Source organism: Terrabacter sp. Root85 (assembly GCF_001429185.1).
In the GTDB taxonomy this organism is placed as follows: Bacteria; Actinomycetota; Actinomycetes; order Actinomycetales; family Dermatophilaceae; genus Terrabacter.
In genome coordinates this window covers 111464-127081 of the sequence record NZ_LMIW01000009.1, presented here as the reverse complement: position 1 = coordinate 127081, position 15618 = coordinate 111464, and the positions used below count along the sequence as shown (strand labels likewise).

Here is a 15618-nt window from a genome sequence, read left to right as displayed (position 1 = left end):
TGTTGACCCGACGGCTTGGTCGACCACGCCGCTACCTGTGCTCCGTGGACAACGGTCCGCAGCTCTGGTCGCCGGTCATGCCGTCGCGGATCGCCGCCTGGAGCGCATCGGCGTCGACGGCCGAGAGGCGCCTGAACTTGATGCAGTAGCCCGTGACGCTGGCCTTGCCGATCGAGTCTGCGTAGGTGCGCGCGAGGTAGGTCTTGTCCGCCAGGCCGAGCACGTACACGGAGATGCCCGTCGTGTTCGCGCTGAGGCCGATGCGGTAGAACTCGCGTGACGACCCGTCGGCATAGGTGATGGTGCGGACGCCATAGCCGATGTTGGGGTTGGCCACGACCCTGCCGTGCTCGTCCGAGCCGTCGATGAACCACAGCCGGCATGCGGGAAACTCCGCGAGCATCCGCGCGTGCAGCTCTCGGAGCTCGGTCTGCTTGGGCTCGGGTTGACCGGCGAGGTAGGCCTCGACCTGCTGAGGAGTGTCCATCTCGGTCACGATGCTAGCCACGTCGGGCCGTCGCAGACCACGTCGAGCGGAGCGACATCGGTGCCATCCTGTGGGCATGGAGCTGGAGTTCAGCGCCGAGGTCTGGGAGTGGCGGGGTCCGTCGCCCTACTACTTCGTCAGCGTGCCCGAGGACGAGTCGCAGGCGCTGCACGACGTCGCGCACGTCAGCTACGGCTGGGGCATGATCCCGGTCACCGCACGCATCGGGCGCACCCGGTGGACGACGTCGTTGTGGCCCAAGGACGGCGGCTACGTCGTCCCCCTCAAGGTCGCCGTCCGTCGCGCCGAGGACGTCGAGGAGGGTGACACCGTCGAGGTGGGGCTGGACGTCCGCGCCGACTCCTGATGCGGCGCCTCAGACCGCCGTCCACGTCAGCGACAGCCCGCTCGGGGCGAACACCTGCTGCGCGAGCGGCGCCGGCACGTCCGCGACACCCGGGCCGCCGAGCGCGACCCACCCGGTGACCGCGTCGACCGTCTCGTCGTCGAGCACGGCGCGCACCCACACGGGCCGACCGCCGGCGCGGCGACCGACCACCGACGGCGTCACGACGACGACGTTCGACTCGTCGCAGGCGAGCAGGCACGCGCTCCGCAGCACGCGGGCGCTCCCCCGGGTGCCGACCTCGAGGCGGGCCAGGAGCCCGTCGTGGTCGACCCCGGGGTGCTTGCGTTCCGTGCCGCAGCAGCAGTCACGGCACACGCGGACGATGCACGTGCGCGCGGAATCGCTGTCGGCAGAGGCGTTCTCGTGTGCCGTCACGCCGCCACGGGCTCGAGAGCCCGCTTGGGCGCGGCGACCCGTTCGAGGAGCAGCCCGAAGACGAGACCCAGCGTGAGCCACATCGTGGCGAGCTGTGCCAGGGAGGCGAGCCGGAAGTCCCAGAGCAGCGCCGCCGGCACGTCGGCCGGCACAGCATCGGGCGAGCCCGGCACGAGCACCAGCACGAGCACGACGAGCACCACGGTCGCGACGACGTCGATGGCCCACCGCGTGGCCGGCACCGTCCCTCGCGCCACGAGGCGCTGGTCGAGCACCGGCACGAGCAGGGCGATCGCGACCCCGAGGAGGAGGACGACGGCATAGACCAGCGTGCGCTGCCCGACTGTCCCCGGATCGCCGACTGCCGGCGGGTTCGACGGGATCTTCAGTGCCGGAAGGAGACTCACGGCTGCGAAGCCGATGGTGGCGAGCACCATCGAGCGGCCGAAGTCGCCCCGACCGGGGAGCCGCTCACGCATCCTGGCGAAGACGACGGCGAAGACGACCCCGACGGCGACCCCGACGAGGACCGCCGTCACGGCGCCACCGACGACCTGGGCGGCCCGCGACACGAGCGGCTCGTCGCCACCGTGGGTGGGCAGACCGGCGGGCGCCGACTGGCCGCCGTGCATCGAGCGCATGTCCTCGATGGCGAGGGCCCGACGGATGACCGGCTCGACGACGAGCCAGATGACGACGGCGGCCGCGAGACCTGCGGACACGCCGGCAAGGACCCCGCGCCGCAGCACGGAGCCGAAGCTCAGGCCCACCTCAGTGGCAGGGGACGCCGAGAGCGTGACGCGCGTCGTGCGTCAGCTCGTGGAGCATCTGCGCAGCGGGAGCGCTGAGCAGGGCGCCGTTCTCCTGCGAGACGAAGTAGAGCGCGAAGACGGCGAACGCCAGCAGGGCCCACGCCCAGACGGGGACGCGGACGCTCGTGGACGGGGAGACGGCAGACGCCGATGCAGCAGTGGTCATGGCAGATTGACCCTTTCGTTCCATGCCTCGTGGACAGATCGCGCCGCAGCCGGTCTCCTGGCTTCCAGATCGTCACGCCTCCCCAGCCTTCCCAGCGACCCGGCGTCAACCTGAGGTCACCAGTGGCGAACGGTGGGGACTTGCTCCCTGGTCACAGTGGCGAGGACCACGTCGGAATCACACCGACTTCCCGTGCACTGCGGCACTCGCATCCTGACACAGCCCGTCCGGACACGCCACGGGGACCCTAGGCGCCCGGCGTGTTTCGGGTGATCCGCGTGCCGTAGAGGTGCGACTCGACGAAGTCGTCGGCGTCGCGCGCGGCGAGCGCGCGTCCGACGAGGATGACCGCGGCCTGACGCAGACCGGCGGCCTCGACCTGGTCGGCGATGTCGGCCAGGGTCCCGCGCAGCACGAGCTGGTCGGGCTGCTCGGCGTTGGCGACGACGACCACGGGGCAGTCGTCGCCGTAGTCGCCGACGAGCGACGCCATGAGCTCGCGGGTGCGGCGGATCGCGAGGTGCAGCACGAGCGTGGCTCGGGACCGCGCGAAGTGGGCGAGCGACTCCGTCTCGGGCATCTGCGTCGAGTCGCGGTGGGCCCGGGTCAGCACCACGGACTGCGCGACCTCGGGGACCGTCAGCTCGCGACCGATGAGGGCAGCAGCAGCGGCATACGCGGGAACGCCGGGCGTCACGTCCCACGGCACCCCCGCGCGGTCGAGCCGCCGGGTCTGCTCGGCGACGGCGGAGTAGAGCGACGGGTCCCCGGAGCACAGCCGCGCCACGTCGTGACCGGCCGCGTGGGCGCGGACGCAGTGCTCGGTGATGGCGTCGAGGTCGAGGTGCTGGGTGTCCACGAGCTCGGCTCCCTCGGGGCAGTGCGCGAGCACCTCCGACCCGATGTAGGTGCCGGCATAGAGACACACCTGCGCCTCCCCGACGAGCCGTACCGCGCGGAGCGTCAGCAGGTCGGCGGCACCCGGGCCGGCACCGATGAAGTGGACCGTCATGCGTCAGTCTCCGAATCCGTCTGTGTCACAGGTCTTTCGACCGACCACTGCACGATCGACCGCGCAGGCTTCCAGCCGTGGAGCGACCCGATGGTGTCGAGGTCCTCGACGGCGATCCGGCTCATCGACCCACCGAGCCTGGCCCGGACCTCGTGGAGCAGCACCTCGGTCTCGACCGTGACGCCGTGGACGACGAGCCGTCCCCCCGGCACGAGTGCGGACCAGCACGCGTCGAGCAGCGGGCCGGTGGCTCCGCCCCCCACGAAGACGGCGTCCGGACGGGGCAGCTCCGCGACCGCGTCGATCGACGCCGCCTCGACGACCCGCACCCCGGGCACCCCGAGCGCACGGGCGTTGCGCCGCACCCGCTCGGCCCGCTCCGGGTCACGCTCGACCGAGTGGACCTCGTTGCGCGGGTGCTGCCGCGCGAACTCGATGCCGACCGACCCGGCGCCGGCGCCGAGGTCCCACATGACGTCGCCGGGCTGCGGGGCGAGGTGGGCCAGCGCGGCCGCGCGCACGACGCGCTTCGTCAGCTGCCCGTCGTGGTCGTATGCCGTCTCGTCGAGTCCCGGCACGAGCGACCTCGCGCTCCGGGCGGGACGGGGCTCGCACTCGACGCAGACCAGGTGCAGTCGAGGGGCGGGACGGCCGTCCCACGATGCGGCCAGCCCGTCGATGCGGGACTCCGCCGGTGAGCCGAGGTCACCGAGCACCGTGAGCCGGCTGCCGGCATACCCCTCCTCGACGAGCAGGGAGGCGATGCGCGCGGGGGCGTCGTCGCCCGACGTCAGCACGACGAGCCGGGCCCGCGGCGCCAGGTCACGGCGCAGCCGGTCGACATCTCGGCCCACGAGGGTGACGACGTCGGAATCCTCTGCGGCCCAATGCATCCGGGCTCGGGCGAGCGCAACCGACGAGACACCCGGGTGGATGCGTACGGCGGCGGCACCGAGCTCGCGCACGAGGGTCGACCCGATGCCCGAGACGAGCGGGTCCCCGCTCGCGAGCACGACGACCCGACCCGCACCGGCGTCGTCGAGCACGCGCCGCAGGCCCGGGAGCAAGGGCGACGGCCACGGCACGAGGCGCCGGCCGGGACGGACCCCGAGCATCGCGAGATGCCGCTCACCGCCGACGACGACCTCGGCCTCGTCGACGAGCCGGCGGCCGTCGGGGCCGAGGGACTCCAGCCCGGATGCACCCACGCCGACCACCTCGATCACAGCGGCGACCCTAGCGCGACGATCCGGTGGCATTCGTTATGACCGTTCCGGTGCGATACGCCCCATCTCGGCCCCATGATGTCTATCGCACGTCGTCGGGGGACGGCTGGCACCCAGATGGCGACACAGGGGAGGAACACCGAGATGACCGACGTCCACCCGGGCTCGGGGCAGGTCCCGACGCCCCGACTGACCACGATGAGCACGCGCGGGGGCCGCGTGTCGTTCGCCGTGCCCGAGCACTGGGACGCGATCGAGCTCTCGCCGGACGGGGACGTCGTCGCCGCCGTCGAGCCGGACGACTCCGACCGTTTCCGGACCAACGTCGTCCTCACGTTCGCCGACGTGCAGGGCTCGCTCGCCGAATGGCAGCGCACGACGCAGCACCTGGAGTCGCAGGAGCTCGACGGCTACCTCCTCCTCGACCACGAGGAGATCACCGTGGGCGGCCACGTCGGGCTGCGCCGGCTCACGACCCACTCGACCCCTGCCCATGAGTCCGTGACCACCGAGTCGTGGACGACCCTCGTCGACGGCACGGGCATCACGCTGACCGCCCGGGTCGGCACCCTGCGACTCACGCACCTGGCACCCGTCCTCGACGCCGTCGCGGCGAGCCTCGTCATGCGGACCGACGGTCTGGTGCCTGCATGAGCGTGACGTTCGACGCCTCGACCACCCGTCTGCGGCTCGACGCCGACGCGTTCATCACCCTCGTGGAGTACGCCACCGACCCCGAGGGTGCCTGCGAGGACGTCGTGGAGCGCCTCAGCGACGCCGGCGCGGTTGCCGACGGAGCCCCGCACCCCGTCCTGCGCAACGCCTTGGCCGCCGTCACCAGCTCGCTCGGCTCGCTCCAGGTGCTCGTCACCGGACCCGACGGAGTGCGCCTCCACCAGGCCTGGGTGGCCTTCGTCAGCGCCATGCTCACCGACCTCGCCGACGGCACCTACGACTTCGCGGCCCTGAGCACCGAGTTCGTGCCGACGACCATCGCGCAGCTGACCGGGCTGCGGGCCCGGCCCCGTCTCGACGCGGCGTCGGCCGTCGTCGACGAGTCGCTGCTCGACGACCTCGCCTCCAACTCCGTGGCCGCCCGCACCGCCGGCAGCGAGGCCCTCGCCGACCTGCTCGCCCCGTGGCCCCGCGCGGGCGCGGCCGTGCGTGCCGGACTGTGGCAGCTGTCGGTCGTCGACATCGCCTTCCAGGCCCGGGACCGCACCGTCGTGCGTCGACTCGCGTGGGTCGACGTCGACGCCGGACTGCTCCGGGTCGAGGCCGACGAGCACGGTCCTGCCCTGGTGCCGACGACGTCGACCGCCGTGTGGCGGGCCATCGTGTCGATCCTTCCGACCGACGCCGAGACGGGCACCGAGACCGGCACCGTGGCGCAGTCGGCCTGAGCCGCCGGGCGCCGCACCCCGGCGACGTGGCAGACTGCCGCTGGCGACTGGGAGAGGAATCCGGTGCGAATCCGGAGCGGTCCCGCCACTGTGAACCTCCGACCACGCGGTCGGCGGAAGCCAGGGCATCTCCCGTCGCTGGTCGCGCCCGCCCGGGCGCGTCCGGTCCACCGACGCGGGCGCGGCACCCGCAGGAGGCTCGCAGTCACATGCGCGACGGCTCGAACGACGTCCCGAACGACGTCCCGAACGATGTCCTGAACGACCCTGACCAGCACGGGTCACCACCCGGCACCTTCCCCTTCTCGGCGGTCGTCGGCTCCGACGACCTGGCCCTGGCGCTCGTCCTCACGGCGGTCTCGCCGGAGGTGGGCGGCGTGCTCGTGCGCGGCGAGAAGGGCACGGCGAAGTCGACGATGGTGCGCGGCCTCGCCGCCGTGCTCCCCCGCCAGCAGGTCGTCGCCGGCTGCCGCTTCGGCTGCGCACCGGGCGACGGCGCCGGATGCCCGGACGGACCGCACGACCCGGACGCCGCGGCCGGCACCCGAGCGGCCCGCCTCGTCGAGCTGCCGATCGGCGCCACCGAGGACCGTGTCGTCGGGTCCCTCGACCTCGAGCGGGCGCTGGGACGCGGCGAGACGGCATACCAGCCCGGCCTGCTCGCGGCCGCGAACCGCGGCATCCTCTACGTCGACGAGGTCAACCTCCTCCACGACCACCTCGTCGACCTGCTGCTCGACGCGGCTGCCATGGGCCGCAACACCGTCGAGCGCGACGGCGTCTCGGTCTCGCACGCCGCCCGGATCGTCCTCGTCGGGACGATGAACCCCGAGGAGGGCGAGCTGCGCCCGCAGCTGCTCGACCGCTTCGGGCTGACCGTCGAGGTCGCCGCGCCCCGGGAGCCCGCGCTGCGCGCCGAGGTCGTACGCCGCCGGCTGGCCTTCGACGCGTCGCCGGCTGCGTTCGCGGCCCGGTTCGAGGACGACCAGGAGGCGCTGCGCGGGCGGATCGCCGCCGCGCGGTCGCGGGTCGGAGCCGTGACCCTGACGGACGAGATGCTGACCCGGATCGCGGTCGTCTGTGCCGGCTTCGAGGTGGACGGTCTGCGCGCCGACATCGTCACGGCACGCGCCGCCGTCGCCCACGCGGCCTGGTCGGGCCGCACGGTGGTCACCGTCGCCGACGTCCGGGCGGCTGCCCGGCTGGCGTTGCCGCACCGCCGGCGCCGCAACCCGTTCGACTCCCCCGGGATCGACGAGGACCTGCTCGACGAGCTCCTCGGCGCCGACGAGCCGGACCCCGAGCCGGATCCGGGACCGGGTGACGGCGGCGAGCCGGAGCCTAGCGACCACGACCACGACCACGACGGCGAGGCGCAGCCGGGCTCGTCGTCGGAGACGGCACGGACCGACGGGCAGGAGTCGCCACGACAGCCCGAGCCCCAGCACGCCGAGCTCGAGCCGGGGCCCGGCGAGGGCCGTGAGGGCGGCGAGGGCGGTGAGAGCGAGGTGCCCGCGGCTTCGACGGTGAGCGCGGCCGATGAGCCCTACCGGGCGAAGCTGCTGCGCGCCAAGGGGATCGGGCAGGGCGACCCGGGACGCCGGTCGGCCGCCCTGACGAGCACGGGACGCCGCGTCGGCTCGACGACCGCCCGCACCGGGCCGGTCCACGTGCCCGCGACGATCCGCGCGGCCGCGGGACGCGGCGCCACGGGCGACCGGTCGGGACGCCTGCGCGTGCTCCCCGGCGACCTGCGCCGCTCGGTCCTGCAGGGTCGGGAGTCCAACCTCGTGCTGCTCTGCGTCGACGCGTCCGGGTCGATGGCCGCCCGCAAGCGCATGGAGGCCGTGAAGTCGGCGGTGCTCTCGCTGCTCCTCGACGCCTACCAGCGGCGCGACAAGGTCGGCCTCGTGACCTTCCGCGGGTCCGACGCCGAGCTCACCCTGCCGCCGACCGGCTCGGTCGACATCGCGGCCCGGCGGCTTCGCGACCTGCCCCACGGCGGACGGACGCCGCTCGCGGAAGGGCTCGGGACGGCATTCGACACGTTGCGCGTCGAGCGCCTGCGCGACCCCAACCGGCGCGCGCTCCTCGTCGTCGTCACGGACGGCCGGGCCACGAGCGGCGCCGACGCGCTGGGCCGCGCCGCGCGCGTCGCCACCCGGCTTCGCGGCGAAGGAGTCGAGAGCGTCGTGCTCGACTGCGAGTCGGGGCGCTTCCGGATGGGGCTGGCGGCCCGGCTCGCCGAGCACCTCGGCGCCGAGCACCTGCCCGTCGGCGAGCTCGCCGCGTCGGCCATCGTCGGCGCGGCACGCACGCCGCGCCCGACGGGGCGGGCCGCCTGATGCGCGGCCAGCCGACGACCGTCCCCGAGGACGGCCTCACGACGCGCCAGCGTCGCAACCGGCCCCTGCTCATCGTCAACACCGGCGACGGCAAGGGGAAGTCGACGGCCGCCTTCGGCCTGGCCCTCCGCGGCTGGAACCAGGGCTGGTCGGTCGGCGTGTTCCAGTTCGTCAAGAGCGCGAAGTGGCGCATCGGCGAGCAGACCGCCGTCGAGACCCTCGCCGAGCTGCACCGCGAGACCGGCAAGGGCGGTCCGATGGAGTGGCACAAGATGGGCGCCGGCTGGTCCTGGACCCGCAAGGAGGGCACCGAGGACGACCACGCCGAGGCGGCTCGCGAGGGGTGGGCGGAGATCAAGCGCCGGCTCGCTGCCGAGACGCACGCCGTCTACGTCCTCGACGAGTTCACCTACCCGATGGCGTGGGGCTGGATCGACGTCGACGACGTCGTCGCGACCCTGCGCGAGCGCCCGGGCCACCAGCACGTCGTCATCACCGGACGTCGCTGCCCGCAGGCCGTCCTCGACCTCGCCGACCTCGTGACCGAGATGACCAAGGTCAAGCACCCGTTCGACGAGGGCCAGAAGGGCCAGCGAGGGATCGAGTGGTGAGCGCCTTCAGCAGCGCGGTCGACGCCGCCGTCGGCTCGGCGATCGGCACCGCCCTCGGCCGGCTCTCCGCCGGGCCCGACGGGCCCGACGTGCCCGGCGCCACCGCTCTCCCTCGACTCGTCGTCGCGGCCCCCGGCTCGGGCCACGGCAAGACGACCGTCGCGACGGGGCTCATGGCCGCGCTGCGCGCCCGTGGTCTAGGGGTCTCGGGGTTCAAGGTGGGCCCGGACTTCATCGACCCCGGCTACCACACGCTCGCCACGGGCCGACCCGGTCGCAACCTCGACCCCTTCCTCTGCGGCCAGGACCAGGTGGCGCCGCTCCTCGTGCACGGCGCGACCGCCGGCGGACCGACCGACGTCGCCGTCGTCGAGGGCGTCATGGGGCTCTTCGACGGGCGTATCGGCGGCGACGGCTACGCGTCGACCGCGCACGTCGCGACCCTGACCCGCACGCCGGTCGTGCTCGCCCTCGACGTCAGCCACATGACGCGCACCGCGGCCGCGATCGTCCACGGCCTCGCGACCTTCGAGCCCGGGGTCCGCGTCGCCGGGGTCGTCCTCAACAAGGCTGCGTCGGGCCGGCACACCCGCGAGGTCTGGTCAGCGCTCGAGGCGACCGGGGTCCCGGTCCTCGGAGTGCTGCCGCGCGACGCCGGCATCGAGGCCCCGTCGCGTCACCTCGGCCTCGTGCCCGCCGCCGAGCGCGAGGAGGCCGCCCGGTCGGTGCGGCTGCTCGCCGAGCGCGTGGCCGAGCACGTCGACCTCGACGCGGTGCTGTCGATCGCCCGGTCGGCCCCCGACCTCGACGTCCCGGCGTGGGACGCTGCCACCGTCCTCGGCGAGGCCGCCCGGCCGGCCCCGACCGGGCGGCGTCCCGTCGTGGCCGTCGCGGGCGGCCGTGCCTTCACCTTCCGCTACGCGGAGACCGACGAGCTGCTCCGGGCCGCGGGCCTCGAGCCGGTCGTCTTCGACCCGCTCCACGCGCGGTCCCTGCCCGCGGGCACGGCCGGGCTCTACCTCGGCGGCGGCTTCCCCGAGGTCCACGCCGAGGACCTGTCCGCGAACTCCGACCTGCGCGAGGACATCCTGGACGCCGTCCGCGGCGGCCTGCCGACCGTGGCCGAGTGCGCGGGCATGCTCTACCTCTCCGAGTCCGTCGACGGCCACGAGATGGTCGGCGCCATCCCGACGGTGGGGGCGATGGGCCCACGCCTCACCTTGGGCTACCGCACCGCGATCGCCCCGGGCGACTCGGTGCTCTCGGTGGCCGGCACCCGCGTGACGGGCCACGAGTTCCACCGGACGACCGTGGGCGGCGAGCAGCGGCCCAGCTCGGCGGCCTGGCTGCTCGACGGGACGCCCGACGGCTTCGCCCTCGACCCCGCCGGCACCGGCCGCGCCACCCTGCACGCGTCCTACCTCCACACCCACTGGGCGGGTCACCCCCGGCTCGCTGCCCGCTTCGCCGAGGCCGTCCACGCGTATGCCGTCACGACCGCCTCGCGCCGGAGGGCGTCGTGAGCGGGCACGTCGACCTGCACCACCACGGCGACCGTGACGTCGTCCCCGGTCTCGTCGACCTCGCCGTCAACGTCCGGCTGCCGGCGCCGCCGCCATGGCTCGCCGACGTCATCGCGGTCTCGCTGCACGACCTCGGGAGATACCCGGACCCGTCAGCGGCGGTCGCTGCCATCGCACGACGGCACCGCGTCGACCCTGAGTGCGTGCTGCCGACCGCGGGAGGGGCCGAGGCGTTCACGCTCGTCGCCCGCGCGGTCTCCGGCGGCCGCCCCGTCGTCGTGCACCCGCAGTTCACCGAGCCCGAGGCAGCCCTCGTCGCAGCCGGTCGACCGGTCGACCGGTGCGTGCTGCCGCACGAGAACGGCTTCCGCCTCGACCCGTCGTCCTTCGGCCCGTCCGGCGAGCACGCCGCCGCCGACCTCGTCGTCGTCGGCAACCCGACGAACCCCACGGGGGTGCTGCACCCCGCCGGCGACGTGCGGTCGCTGCGCCGGAGCGGGCGCGTCGTCGTCATCGACGAGGCCTTCATGGACGCCGTGCCGGGCGAGCCCGAGTCGGTCGTCGGTCGCGACCTCGAAGGGCTGATCGTCGTCCGGTCGCTGACGAAGACGTGGGGCCTGGCCGGCCTGCGTGCCGGCTACGTCGTCGGAGACCCTGCGCTCGTCGCCGGCCTCCGTGGCGTGCAGCCGCCGTGGGCCGTCTCGAGCCCTGCCCTCGCCGCCACGGTCGCCTGCCTGTCCGAGCGCGCCGTCGCCGAGGCGGAGGCAGCGGCCGTGTCCTTCGCCGCCGACCGTGCAGTGCTCGTGGGCGAGCTCGCCGCCGTCGGGCTGCGCGCCGCGGCCCCGTCGGCGGCGCCCTTCGTCCTCGTGGACACGAGCCCTGTCGGCGCAGAGTCCGTCCGCGAGGACCTCGCCCGCCTCGGGTTCGCCGTGCGCCGGGGCGAGACGTTCCCCGGCCTCGGCCCGACGTGGATCCGGCTCGCCGTGCGTGACCCCGCGACCTCACGCGGCGTCGCCGCGGCGCTCGACGACCTGAGGAGACTCCACCATGTCGCCTGAGCTGAGCTTCTCCAGCCTCTCCGTCCTCGTCGCGCGCATCGCTCCGCACTCGGTCGCGACGGTCCATGCGCTCCTGCGCGACGGGGCCCACGTGACCGTCGCCGCGGCGCTCGACGACCTGCCCACCTCCCTGCGCGACCTCGCCGAACGCGGGCTCGTCACGCTCGCCCCGCAGGCCGACCCGACGGCCTACGACGTCGTCCTGCGCGGCGACCCGTCGACGTCTCCCGCGCCGCCCCCCGAAGCCGCTGTCGCGGAAGGCCACCCCGTGGTCGGGACGGTGACGCTGCTCGGGGGTGGCCTCGGCGACCCCGGCCTGCTGACGGTCGCCGGCATCGAGGCCGTTCGGCAGGCCGACGTCATCGTCCATGACCGGCTCGCGCCGCTCAGCGCGCTGCGGCACGCCCGCGATGACGTGCACGTCGTCGACGTCGGCAAGATCCCGCGCGGCGACTTCACACCCCAGGAGCGGATCAACGACCTTCTCGTCGAGCACGCCCTGGCCGGTCGGAACGTCCTGCGCTTCAAGGGCGGCGACAACTTCGTCTTCGGTCGCGGTGGTGAGGAGGCCGAGGCCTGCGCGGCGCGTGGCATCCCCGTCGTCGTCATCCCGGGCATCTCGTCGAGCATCGCCGCACCGGCCCTCGCCGGCATCCCCGTCACGCACCGCAGCCTCGTGCAGGGCTTCACCGTCGTGAGCGCCCACGTGCCGCCGGGCGACCCGCGCAGCACTCTCGACTGGGGGGCCATCGCCCGGAGCCGCACGACGATCGTCGTGCTCATGGGTGTCGCCACGCTGGGAGCGGTCGCCGAGACCCTCGTCGCCGAGGGCCTGTCGCCGCAGACCCCTGCGGCGGTCGTCGCCGACGCAGGGCTGCCGAGCATGCGAACGGTCCGGGCACCCCTGCGCGACATCGACGCCCGCGCCCGCCGTGACGGCCTCGGCGCCCCTGCCGTCGTCGTCATCGGTGACGTCGCGGCCCTCGACGTCCTCCGATGAGCCGGTCCGCCGGGCTGGTCCTGGGCTGGGCGCTCGACCGGGCCTTCGGTGACCCGCGCCGCTGGCACCCCGTGGCCGGGTTCGGCTCGGCCGCAACGGCCCTCGAGCAGCGGACGTATGCCGTCCGGCGAGCTCGCGGCGTCGCGCACGTCGCGCTGCTCGTGGGCGCCACCGCCGGCCTCGGCGTCGTGGCCGAGCGGTCGACGCGGCGCAGCGACGTCGCCCACACCCTCGTGACCGCCGCGGCGACCTGGGCCGTGCTCGGCGGTCGCTCACTGACGCGCGAGGCGTCCACGATCGACGGCCAGCTGCGGCGGGGTGACCTCGAGGCCGCCCGGGTGCAGGTGCGCCACCTCGTCGGGCGGGACACGACGCGGCTCGACGCCGACGAGGTCGCCCGCGCCTGCATCGAGTCGCTCGCCGAGAACACGTCCGACGCGGTCGTCGCGCCGCTCCTCTGGGGCGCTCTGCTCGGCGTCCCCGGGCTGCTCGGCTATCGCGCCGTCAACACGCTCGACGCGATGGTCGGCCACCGCAACGACCGCTACCGCGAGTTCGGCTGGGCCGCAGCGAGGCTCGACGACGTCGTCAACTGGGTCCCGGCCCGGGTCGCGGCCGCCCTGACCCTGGCGAGCGCCGGGTCCAGGGAGCGAGCCGTCGCCGGCTGGGCGGCCGTCCGGCGTGACGCCCCGGCCCACCCGAGCCCGAACGGCGGCGTCGTCGAGGCCGCCTTCGCCGGCGTGCTCGGGGTGCGGCTCGGGGGATCGAACGTCTACGACGGCGAGAGCGAGGACCGCGGCACCCTCGGCACCGGCCCGGCGGCGAGGGCCCACGACATCGGCCCGGCCGCCCGCCTCGCGCGACGCGTGAGCGTCGGCTCCCTCGCCGTCGCCGTCGCTGTCGCGGCCGCGACAGCGCTCAGGGGGCGAGGTCGACCTCGTCGCCGACGCTGATCGTCCCGGACGTCAGCAACCGGAAGACCGTCCCCGCCCGTGCGTGCAGCGCCCGCGCCGCGCCCGGTCCGAGGTTGTCGTCGAGGAGGCGACAGGGCGCCGCGATGCGGACGACCTCGAGCTCGACGTCGCCGATGGTGATGCGGGAGCCCGGCTTCGTCGGGATCACGCCGCCGGAGATCGTCAGGTTGCGACGCGTCAGGCCCGGGTCGACCGGACGCCCGAGGTCGGCAGCGGCGGCCTCGAGGTCAGGCAGCGACTGGATCGTCACGTGCCGGTGCTTGCTGCCGTGGTAGCGGTCACCGACGAGCCCGGCGCCCGCCTCCGCCTCGACGCTCGGCACCGAGCGCGTCGGCAGCCGGCGCCCCTTGGCGACGTGGATCCCGACGACGGTCGGCGGCGCGGCAGGTGGGTCGAGGTGCATGCCGGCCAGGCTAGGCGTCGGGCTCGGGCTGGACCGGCACGGGTGGGATCCGGAGCCCGGGCGGACCAGAGCCGTGCTCGCGCTCGTACCACGCGGCATACGCGGCCACGGCGGTCGGCAGCGTCGGGAAGATGAGGTCCGTCCCGACCTTGTCGATGAAGCCACCCGCCTCGAGCGAGAGCCGCATGTCCTCCTTGACCCGGGCCATGGCGAAGCGGATCTCCCGGTCCGAGAGCGTCGAGCGCAGCGTCTCGAGCGCGTCGACCGCCGTGAGGTCGACCTCGGTGTTGGCCTCGGCGTTGAGCAGGAACCACTCGACCCGTGCGTGGCGGGTCGCCTCGTCGACGACCTTGAGGGCACGGCTGACGAAGTCGTCGGAGTTGGCGAAGAAGAGGGGCGAGTCGTAGCGGTAGACGACGAGTCCGGGCACCTGCACGGCGTCCGGGTGGTCGTCGACGTCGTGCATGCCCGCGACGTCGGGCACGTAGCCGAGGACCCCGTCGTGCGGGTGGACGATGCGGCGCAGCAGGTCGAGCACCGAGAGCGCGATCGCCGCCCCGATGCCGGGCAGCACCCCGAAGAGGAGCACGGCGGCGGTCGTCGCGAGCGCCAGCACGAGCTCGCTGCGCCGGAACGCGCCGATGCGCCGCATCTCGGCGATGTCGACGAGGCGGATCGCGGCGTAGACGACGACGGCGCCGAGCGCCGCGGTGGGGAAGGCCGCGATGACCGGCCCGAGCCAGAGCAGGGTCGCGATGACGAGGACGAGCGAGACGAGGGAGTGCAGCTGGGTGCGTGCCCCCATCGAGTCGGCGATGACGGTGCGGCTGCCGCTCGAGCTGATCGGGAAGCCCTGCAGCAGGCCGGTCGCGACGTTGGCGCCGCCGAGGGCCAGGAACTCCTGGTCGCTGTCGATGGTCTCGCGGTGGCGACCGGCGAAGGCCCGCCCGGTCAGCACGTTGTCCGAGTAGGCGACGACCGCGACGCCCAGGGCCGCAGGCAGCAGGGCCCACACGTCGACGTCGGACACGTTTGGCAGCGAGAAGGACGGGAGCCCCTCCGGCACGGGGCCGACGAGCGTGATCCCGAAACGGTCGGCGAGGTCGAGGACGGCGGCGACCACCGTCGCCCCGAGCATCGCGATGAGCGGCCCCGGCCAGAGCGGCGCGAAGCGCTGGAAGGCGAAGAGCACGACGAGCACGCCCAGCGACAGCAGCACCGTCGGCACCTGGACGTCGCCGAGGTGCGTGACGGCATACCTCACCTCCTGGAGGAAGGAGTCGCCCTCGACGTGGAGCCCGGTCACCTTGCCGATCTGGCTGACGATCATGAGTGCCGCGATGCCGGCCATGTAGCCGACGAGCACCGGCTTCGACAGCAGGTCGGAGAGGAAGCCGAGCCGCGTCACGAAGCCGACGAGGCAGATGAGCCCGACGGCGATCGCGAGGAGCGCAGCCATCTCCTGGCGCATCGCCATGCCCCCGCCGGCCGTCACGAGCGCACCCACGCCGGCAGCCGTCATGAGCGCGGTCGTCGACTCGGGCCCGACGGACAGCTGTCGCGACGACCCGAGCACCGCGTAGACGAGCAGTCCCGGCCCGACGGCCCACAGCCCGCTGACCGCGGGAAGCCCGGCCACCTCGGCGTAGGCGAGCACCTGGGGCACGAGGTAGGCGGCGACCGTGATGCCGCCGAGCACGTCGCCGCGCAACCACACCTTGTCGTAGCGGCGCAGCACCGCCACACCCGGGAGCAGCCGCTCCCACCGCGCCCGCTGCTGCAGGTCCGCCGTCACCTCTCGAACGTACGCGAGG

At 74.1% G+C, this 15618-nt stretch carries 17 protein-coding genes and 2 riboswitches; of the genes, 9 read left to right on the top strand and 8 right to left on the bottom strand.

Going from position 1 to position 15618, the window contains the following annotated elements:
• Positions 1-31 precede the first annotated feature (31 nt).
• On the bottom strand, positions 32-487 hold the full coding sequence (locus ASE25_RS12845) for a DUF1801 domain-containing protein (protein ID WP_056826250.1): 456 nt from the start codon (positions 485-487) through the stop codon (positions 32-34).
• 76 nt (positions 488-563) lie between these two features.
• Here ASE25_RS12845 and ASE25_RS12840 point away from each other — a divergent pair, with 76 nt between their 5' ends.
• Entirely contained in the window at positions 564-854 is a 291-nt protein-coding gene (locus tag ASE25_RS12840) for a DUF1905 domain-containing protein (protein ID WP_056774862.1), read from the top strand.
• Positions 855-863: 9 nt separating this feature from the next.
• On the opposite strand, the gene ASE25_RS12835 is transcribed toward ASE25_RS12840, so the two are convergent.
• From ASE25_RS12835 to cbiE, 5 genes are all read right to left on the bottom strand, one after another.
• The gene (locus ASE25_RS12835; protein ID WP_235508675.1) at positions 864-1271 is read right to left on the bottom strand and encodes a hypothetical protein; all 408 of its coding nucleotides are present in this window, start codon (positions 1269-1271) and stop codon (positions 864-866) included.
• A complete protein-coding gene (locus ASE25_RS12830; protein ID WP_056825913.1) occupies positions 1268-2041 on the bottom strand; it encodes a CbtA family protein in 774 nt (257 codons plus the stop codon). The genes ASE25_RS12835 and ASE25_RS12830 overlap by 4 nt, the downstream gene beginning before the upstream one ends.
• Position 2042: 1 nt before the next feature.
• A complete protein-coding gene (locus ASE25_RS12825; protein ID WP_020143588.1) occupies positions 2043-2249 on the bottom strand; it encodes a CbtB-domain containing protein in 207 nt (68 codons plus the stop codon).
• Between the two features lie 29 nt (positions 2250-2278).
• Positions 2279-2466, bottom strand: a riboswitch (cobalamin riboswitch).
• A 30-nt stretch (positions 2467-2496) separates the two neighbouring features.
• A complete protein-coding gene (gene cobM / locus ASE25_RS12820; RefSeq protein WP_056774868.1) occupies positions 2497-3261 on the bottom strand; it encodes a precorrin-4 C(11)-methyltransferase in 765 nt (254 codons plus the stop codon).
• Positions 3258-4487: a precorrin-6y C5,15-methyltransferase (decarboxylating) subunit CbiE gene (gene cbiE / locus ASE25_RS12815; protein ID WP_157623423.1), complete on the bottom strand. Its 1230-nt coding sequence runs from the start codon at positions 4485-4487 to the stop codon at positions 3258-3260. The genes cobM and cbiE overlap by 4 nt, the downstream gene beginning before the upstream one ends.
• Before the next feature lie 144 nt (positions 4488-4631).
• Here cbiE and ASE25_RS12810 point away from each other — a divergent pair, with 144 nt between their 5' ends.
• The 8 genes from ASE25_RS12810 to ASE25_RS12775 all read left to right on the top strand — a co-directional run bounded on the left by ASE25_RS12810 (position 4632) and on the right by ASE25_RS12775 (position 13380).
• Positions 4632-5141: a hypothetical protein gene (locus tag ASE25_RS12810; protein ID WP_056774872.1), complete on the top strand. Its 510-nt coding sequence runs from the start codon at positions 4632-4634 to the stop codon at positions 5139-5141.
• A complete protein-coding gene (locus ASE25_RS12805; RefSeq protein ID WP_156415517.1) occupies positions 5138-5890 on the top strand; it encodes a hypothetical protein in 753 nt (250 codons plus the stop codon). Before ASE25_RS12810 ends, ASE25_RS12805 begins: the two co-directional genes overlap by 4 nt.
• A 56-nt stretch (positions 5891-5946) precedes the next feature.
• A riboswitch (cobalamin riboswitch) is annotated at positions 5947-6018 on the top strand.
• Between the two features lie 81 nt (positions 6019-6099).
• The gene (locus ASE25_RS12800) at positions 6100-8235 is read left to right on the top strand and encodes a VWA domain-containing protein (protein ID WP_082622860.1); all 2136 of its coding nucleotides are present in this window, start codon (positions 6100-6102) and stop codon (positions 8233-8235) included.
• Complete coding sequence (gene cobO / locus ASE25_RS12795; protein WP_235508674.1) at positions 8235-8846, top strand: cob(I)yrinic acid a,c-diamide adenosyltransferase; 612 nt, start codon at positions 8235-8237, stop codon at positions 8844-8846. Before ASE25_RS12800 ends, cobO begins: the two co-directional genes overlap by 1 nt.
• The gene (locus ASE25_RS23495) at positions 8843-10369 is read left to right on the top strand and encodes a cobyrinate a,c-diamide synthase (RefSeq protein WP_235508673.1); all 1527 of its coding nucleotides are present in this window, start codon (positions 8843-8845) and stop codon (positions 10367-10369) included. Before cobO ends, ASE25_RS23495 begins: the two co-directional genes overlap by 4 nt.
• Entirely contained in the window at positions 10366-11427 is a 1062-nt protein-coding gene (gene cobC, locus ASE25_RS23490; RefSeq protein WP_056825908.1) for an Rv2231c family pyridoxal phosphate-dependent protein CobC, read from the top strand. The genes ASE25_RS23495 and cobC overlap by 4 nt, the downstream gene beginning before the upstream one ends.
• Complete coding sequence (gene cobA / locus ASE25_RS12780; RefSeq protein WP_056825906.1) at positions 11417-12427, top strand: uroporphyrinogen-III C-methyltransferase; 1011 nt, start codon at positions 11417-11419, stop codon at positions 12425-12427. Before cobC ends, cobA begins: the two co-directional genes overlap by 11 nt.
• Positions 12424-13380, top strand: coding sequence for a cobalamin biosynthesis protein (locus ASE25_RS12775; RefSeq protein WP_056825905.1), 957 nt, complete (start codon positions 12424-12426; stop codon positions 13378-13380). The genes cobA and ASE25_RS12775 overlap by 4 nt, the downstream gene beginning before the upstream one ends.
• Here the strand turns inward: ASE25_RS12775 and ASE25_RS12770 are convergent.
• Complete coding sequence (locus ASE25_RS12770) at positions 13346-13804, bottom strand: MOSC domain-containing protein (protein ID WP_056825903.1); 459 nt, start codon at positions 13802-13804, stop codon at positions 13346-13348. The genes ASE25_RS12775 and ASE25_RS12770 overlap by 35 nt on opposite strands.
• Before the next feature lie 10 nt (positions 13805-13814).
• A complete protein-coding gene (locus ASE25_RS12765; protein WP_157623422.1) occupies positions 13815-15599 on the bottom strand; it encodes a SulP family inorganic anion transporter in 1785 nt (594 codons plus the stop codon).
• Positions 15600-15618: the final 19 nt, after the last annotated feature.

What these genes read in the sequence shown, in the direction of transcription:
- ASE25_RS12845 (WP_056826250.1), bottom strand. Translation starts at nt 487, where the DNA reads ATGGACACTCCTCAGCAGGTCGAGGCCTACCTCGCCGGTCAACCCGAG.
- ASE25_RS12840 (WP_056774862.1), top strand. Translation starts at nt 564, where the DNA reads ATGGAGCTGGAGTTCAGCGCCGAGGTCTGGGAGTGGCGGGGTCCGTCG.
- ASE25_RS12825 (WP_020143588.1), bottom strand. Translation starts at nt 2,249, where the DNA reads ATGACCACTGCTGCATCGGCGTCTGCCGTCTCCCCGTCCACGAGCGTC.
- cobM (WP_056774868.1), bottom strand. Translation starts at nt 3,261, where the DNA reads ATGACGGTCCACTTCATCGGTGCCGGCCCGGGTGCCGCCGACCTGCTG.
- ASE25_RS12810 (WP_056774872.1), top strand. Translation starts at nt 4,632, where the DNA reads ATGACCGACGTCCACCCGGGCTCGGGGCAGGTCCCGACGCCCCGACTG.
- ASE25_RS12805 (WP_156415517.1), top strand. Translation starts at nt 5,138, where the DNA reads ATGAGCGTGACGTTCGACGCCTCGACCACCCGTCTGCGGCTCGACGCC.
- ASE25_RS12800 (WP_082622860.1), top strand. Translation starts at nt 6,100, where the DNA reads ATGCGCGACGGCTCGAACGACGTCCCGAACGACGTCCCGAACGATGTC.
- cobO (WP_235508674.1), top strand. Translation starts at nt 8,235, where the DNA reads ATGCGCGGCCAGCCGACGACCGTCCCCGAGGACGGCCTCACGACGCGC.
- cobA (WP_056825906.1), top strand. Translation starts at nt 11,417, where the DNA reads ATGTCGCCTGAGCTGAGCTTCTCCAGCCTCTCCGTCCTCGTCGCGCGC.
- ASE25_RS12775 (WP_056825905.1), top strand. Translation starts at nt 12,424, where the DNA reads ATGAGCCGGTCCGCCGGGCTGGTCCTGGGCTGGGCGCTCGACCGGGCC.
- ASE25_RS12770 (WP_056825903.1), bottom strand. Translation starts at nt 13,804, where the DNA reads ATGCACCTCGACCCACCTGCCGCGCCGCCGACCGTCGTCGGGATCCAC.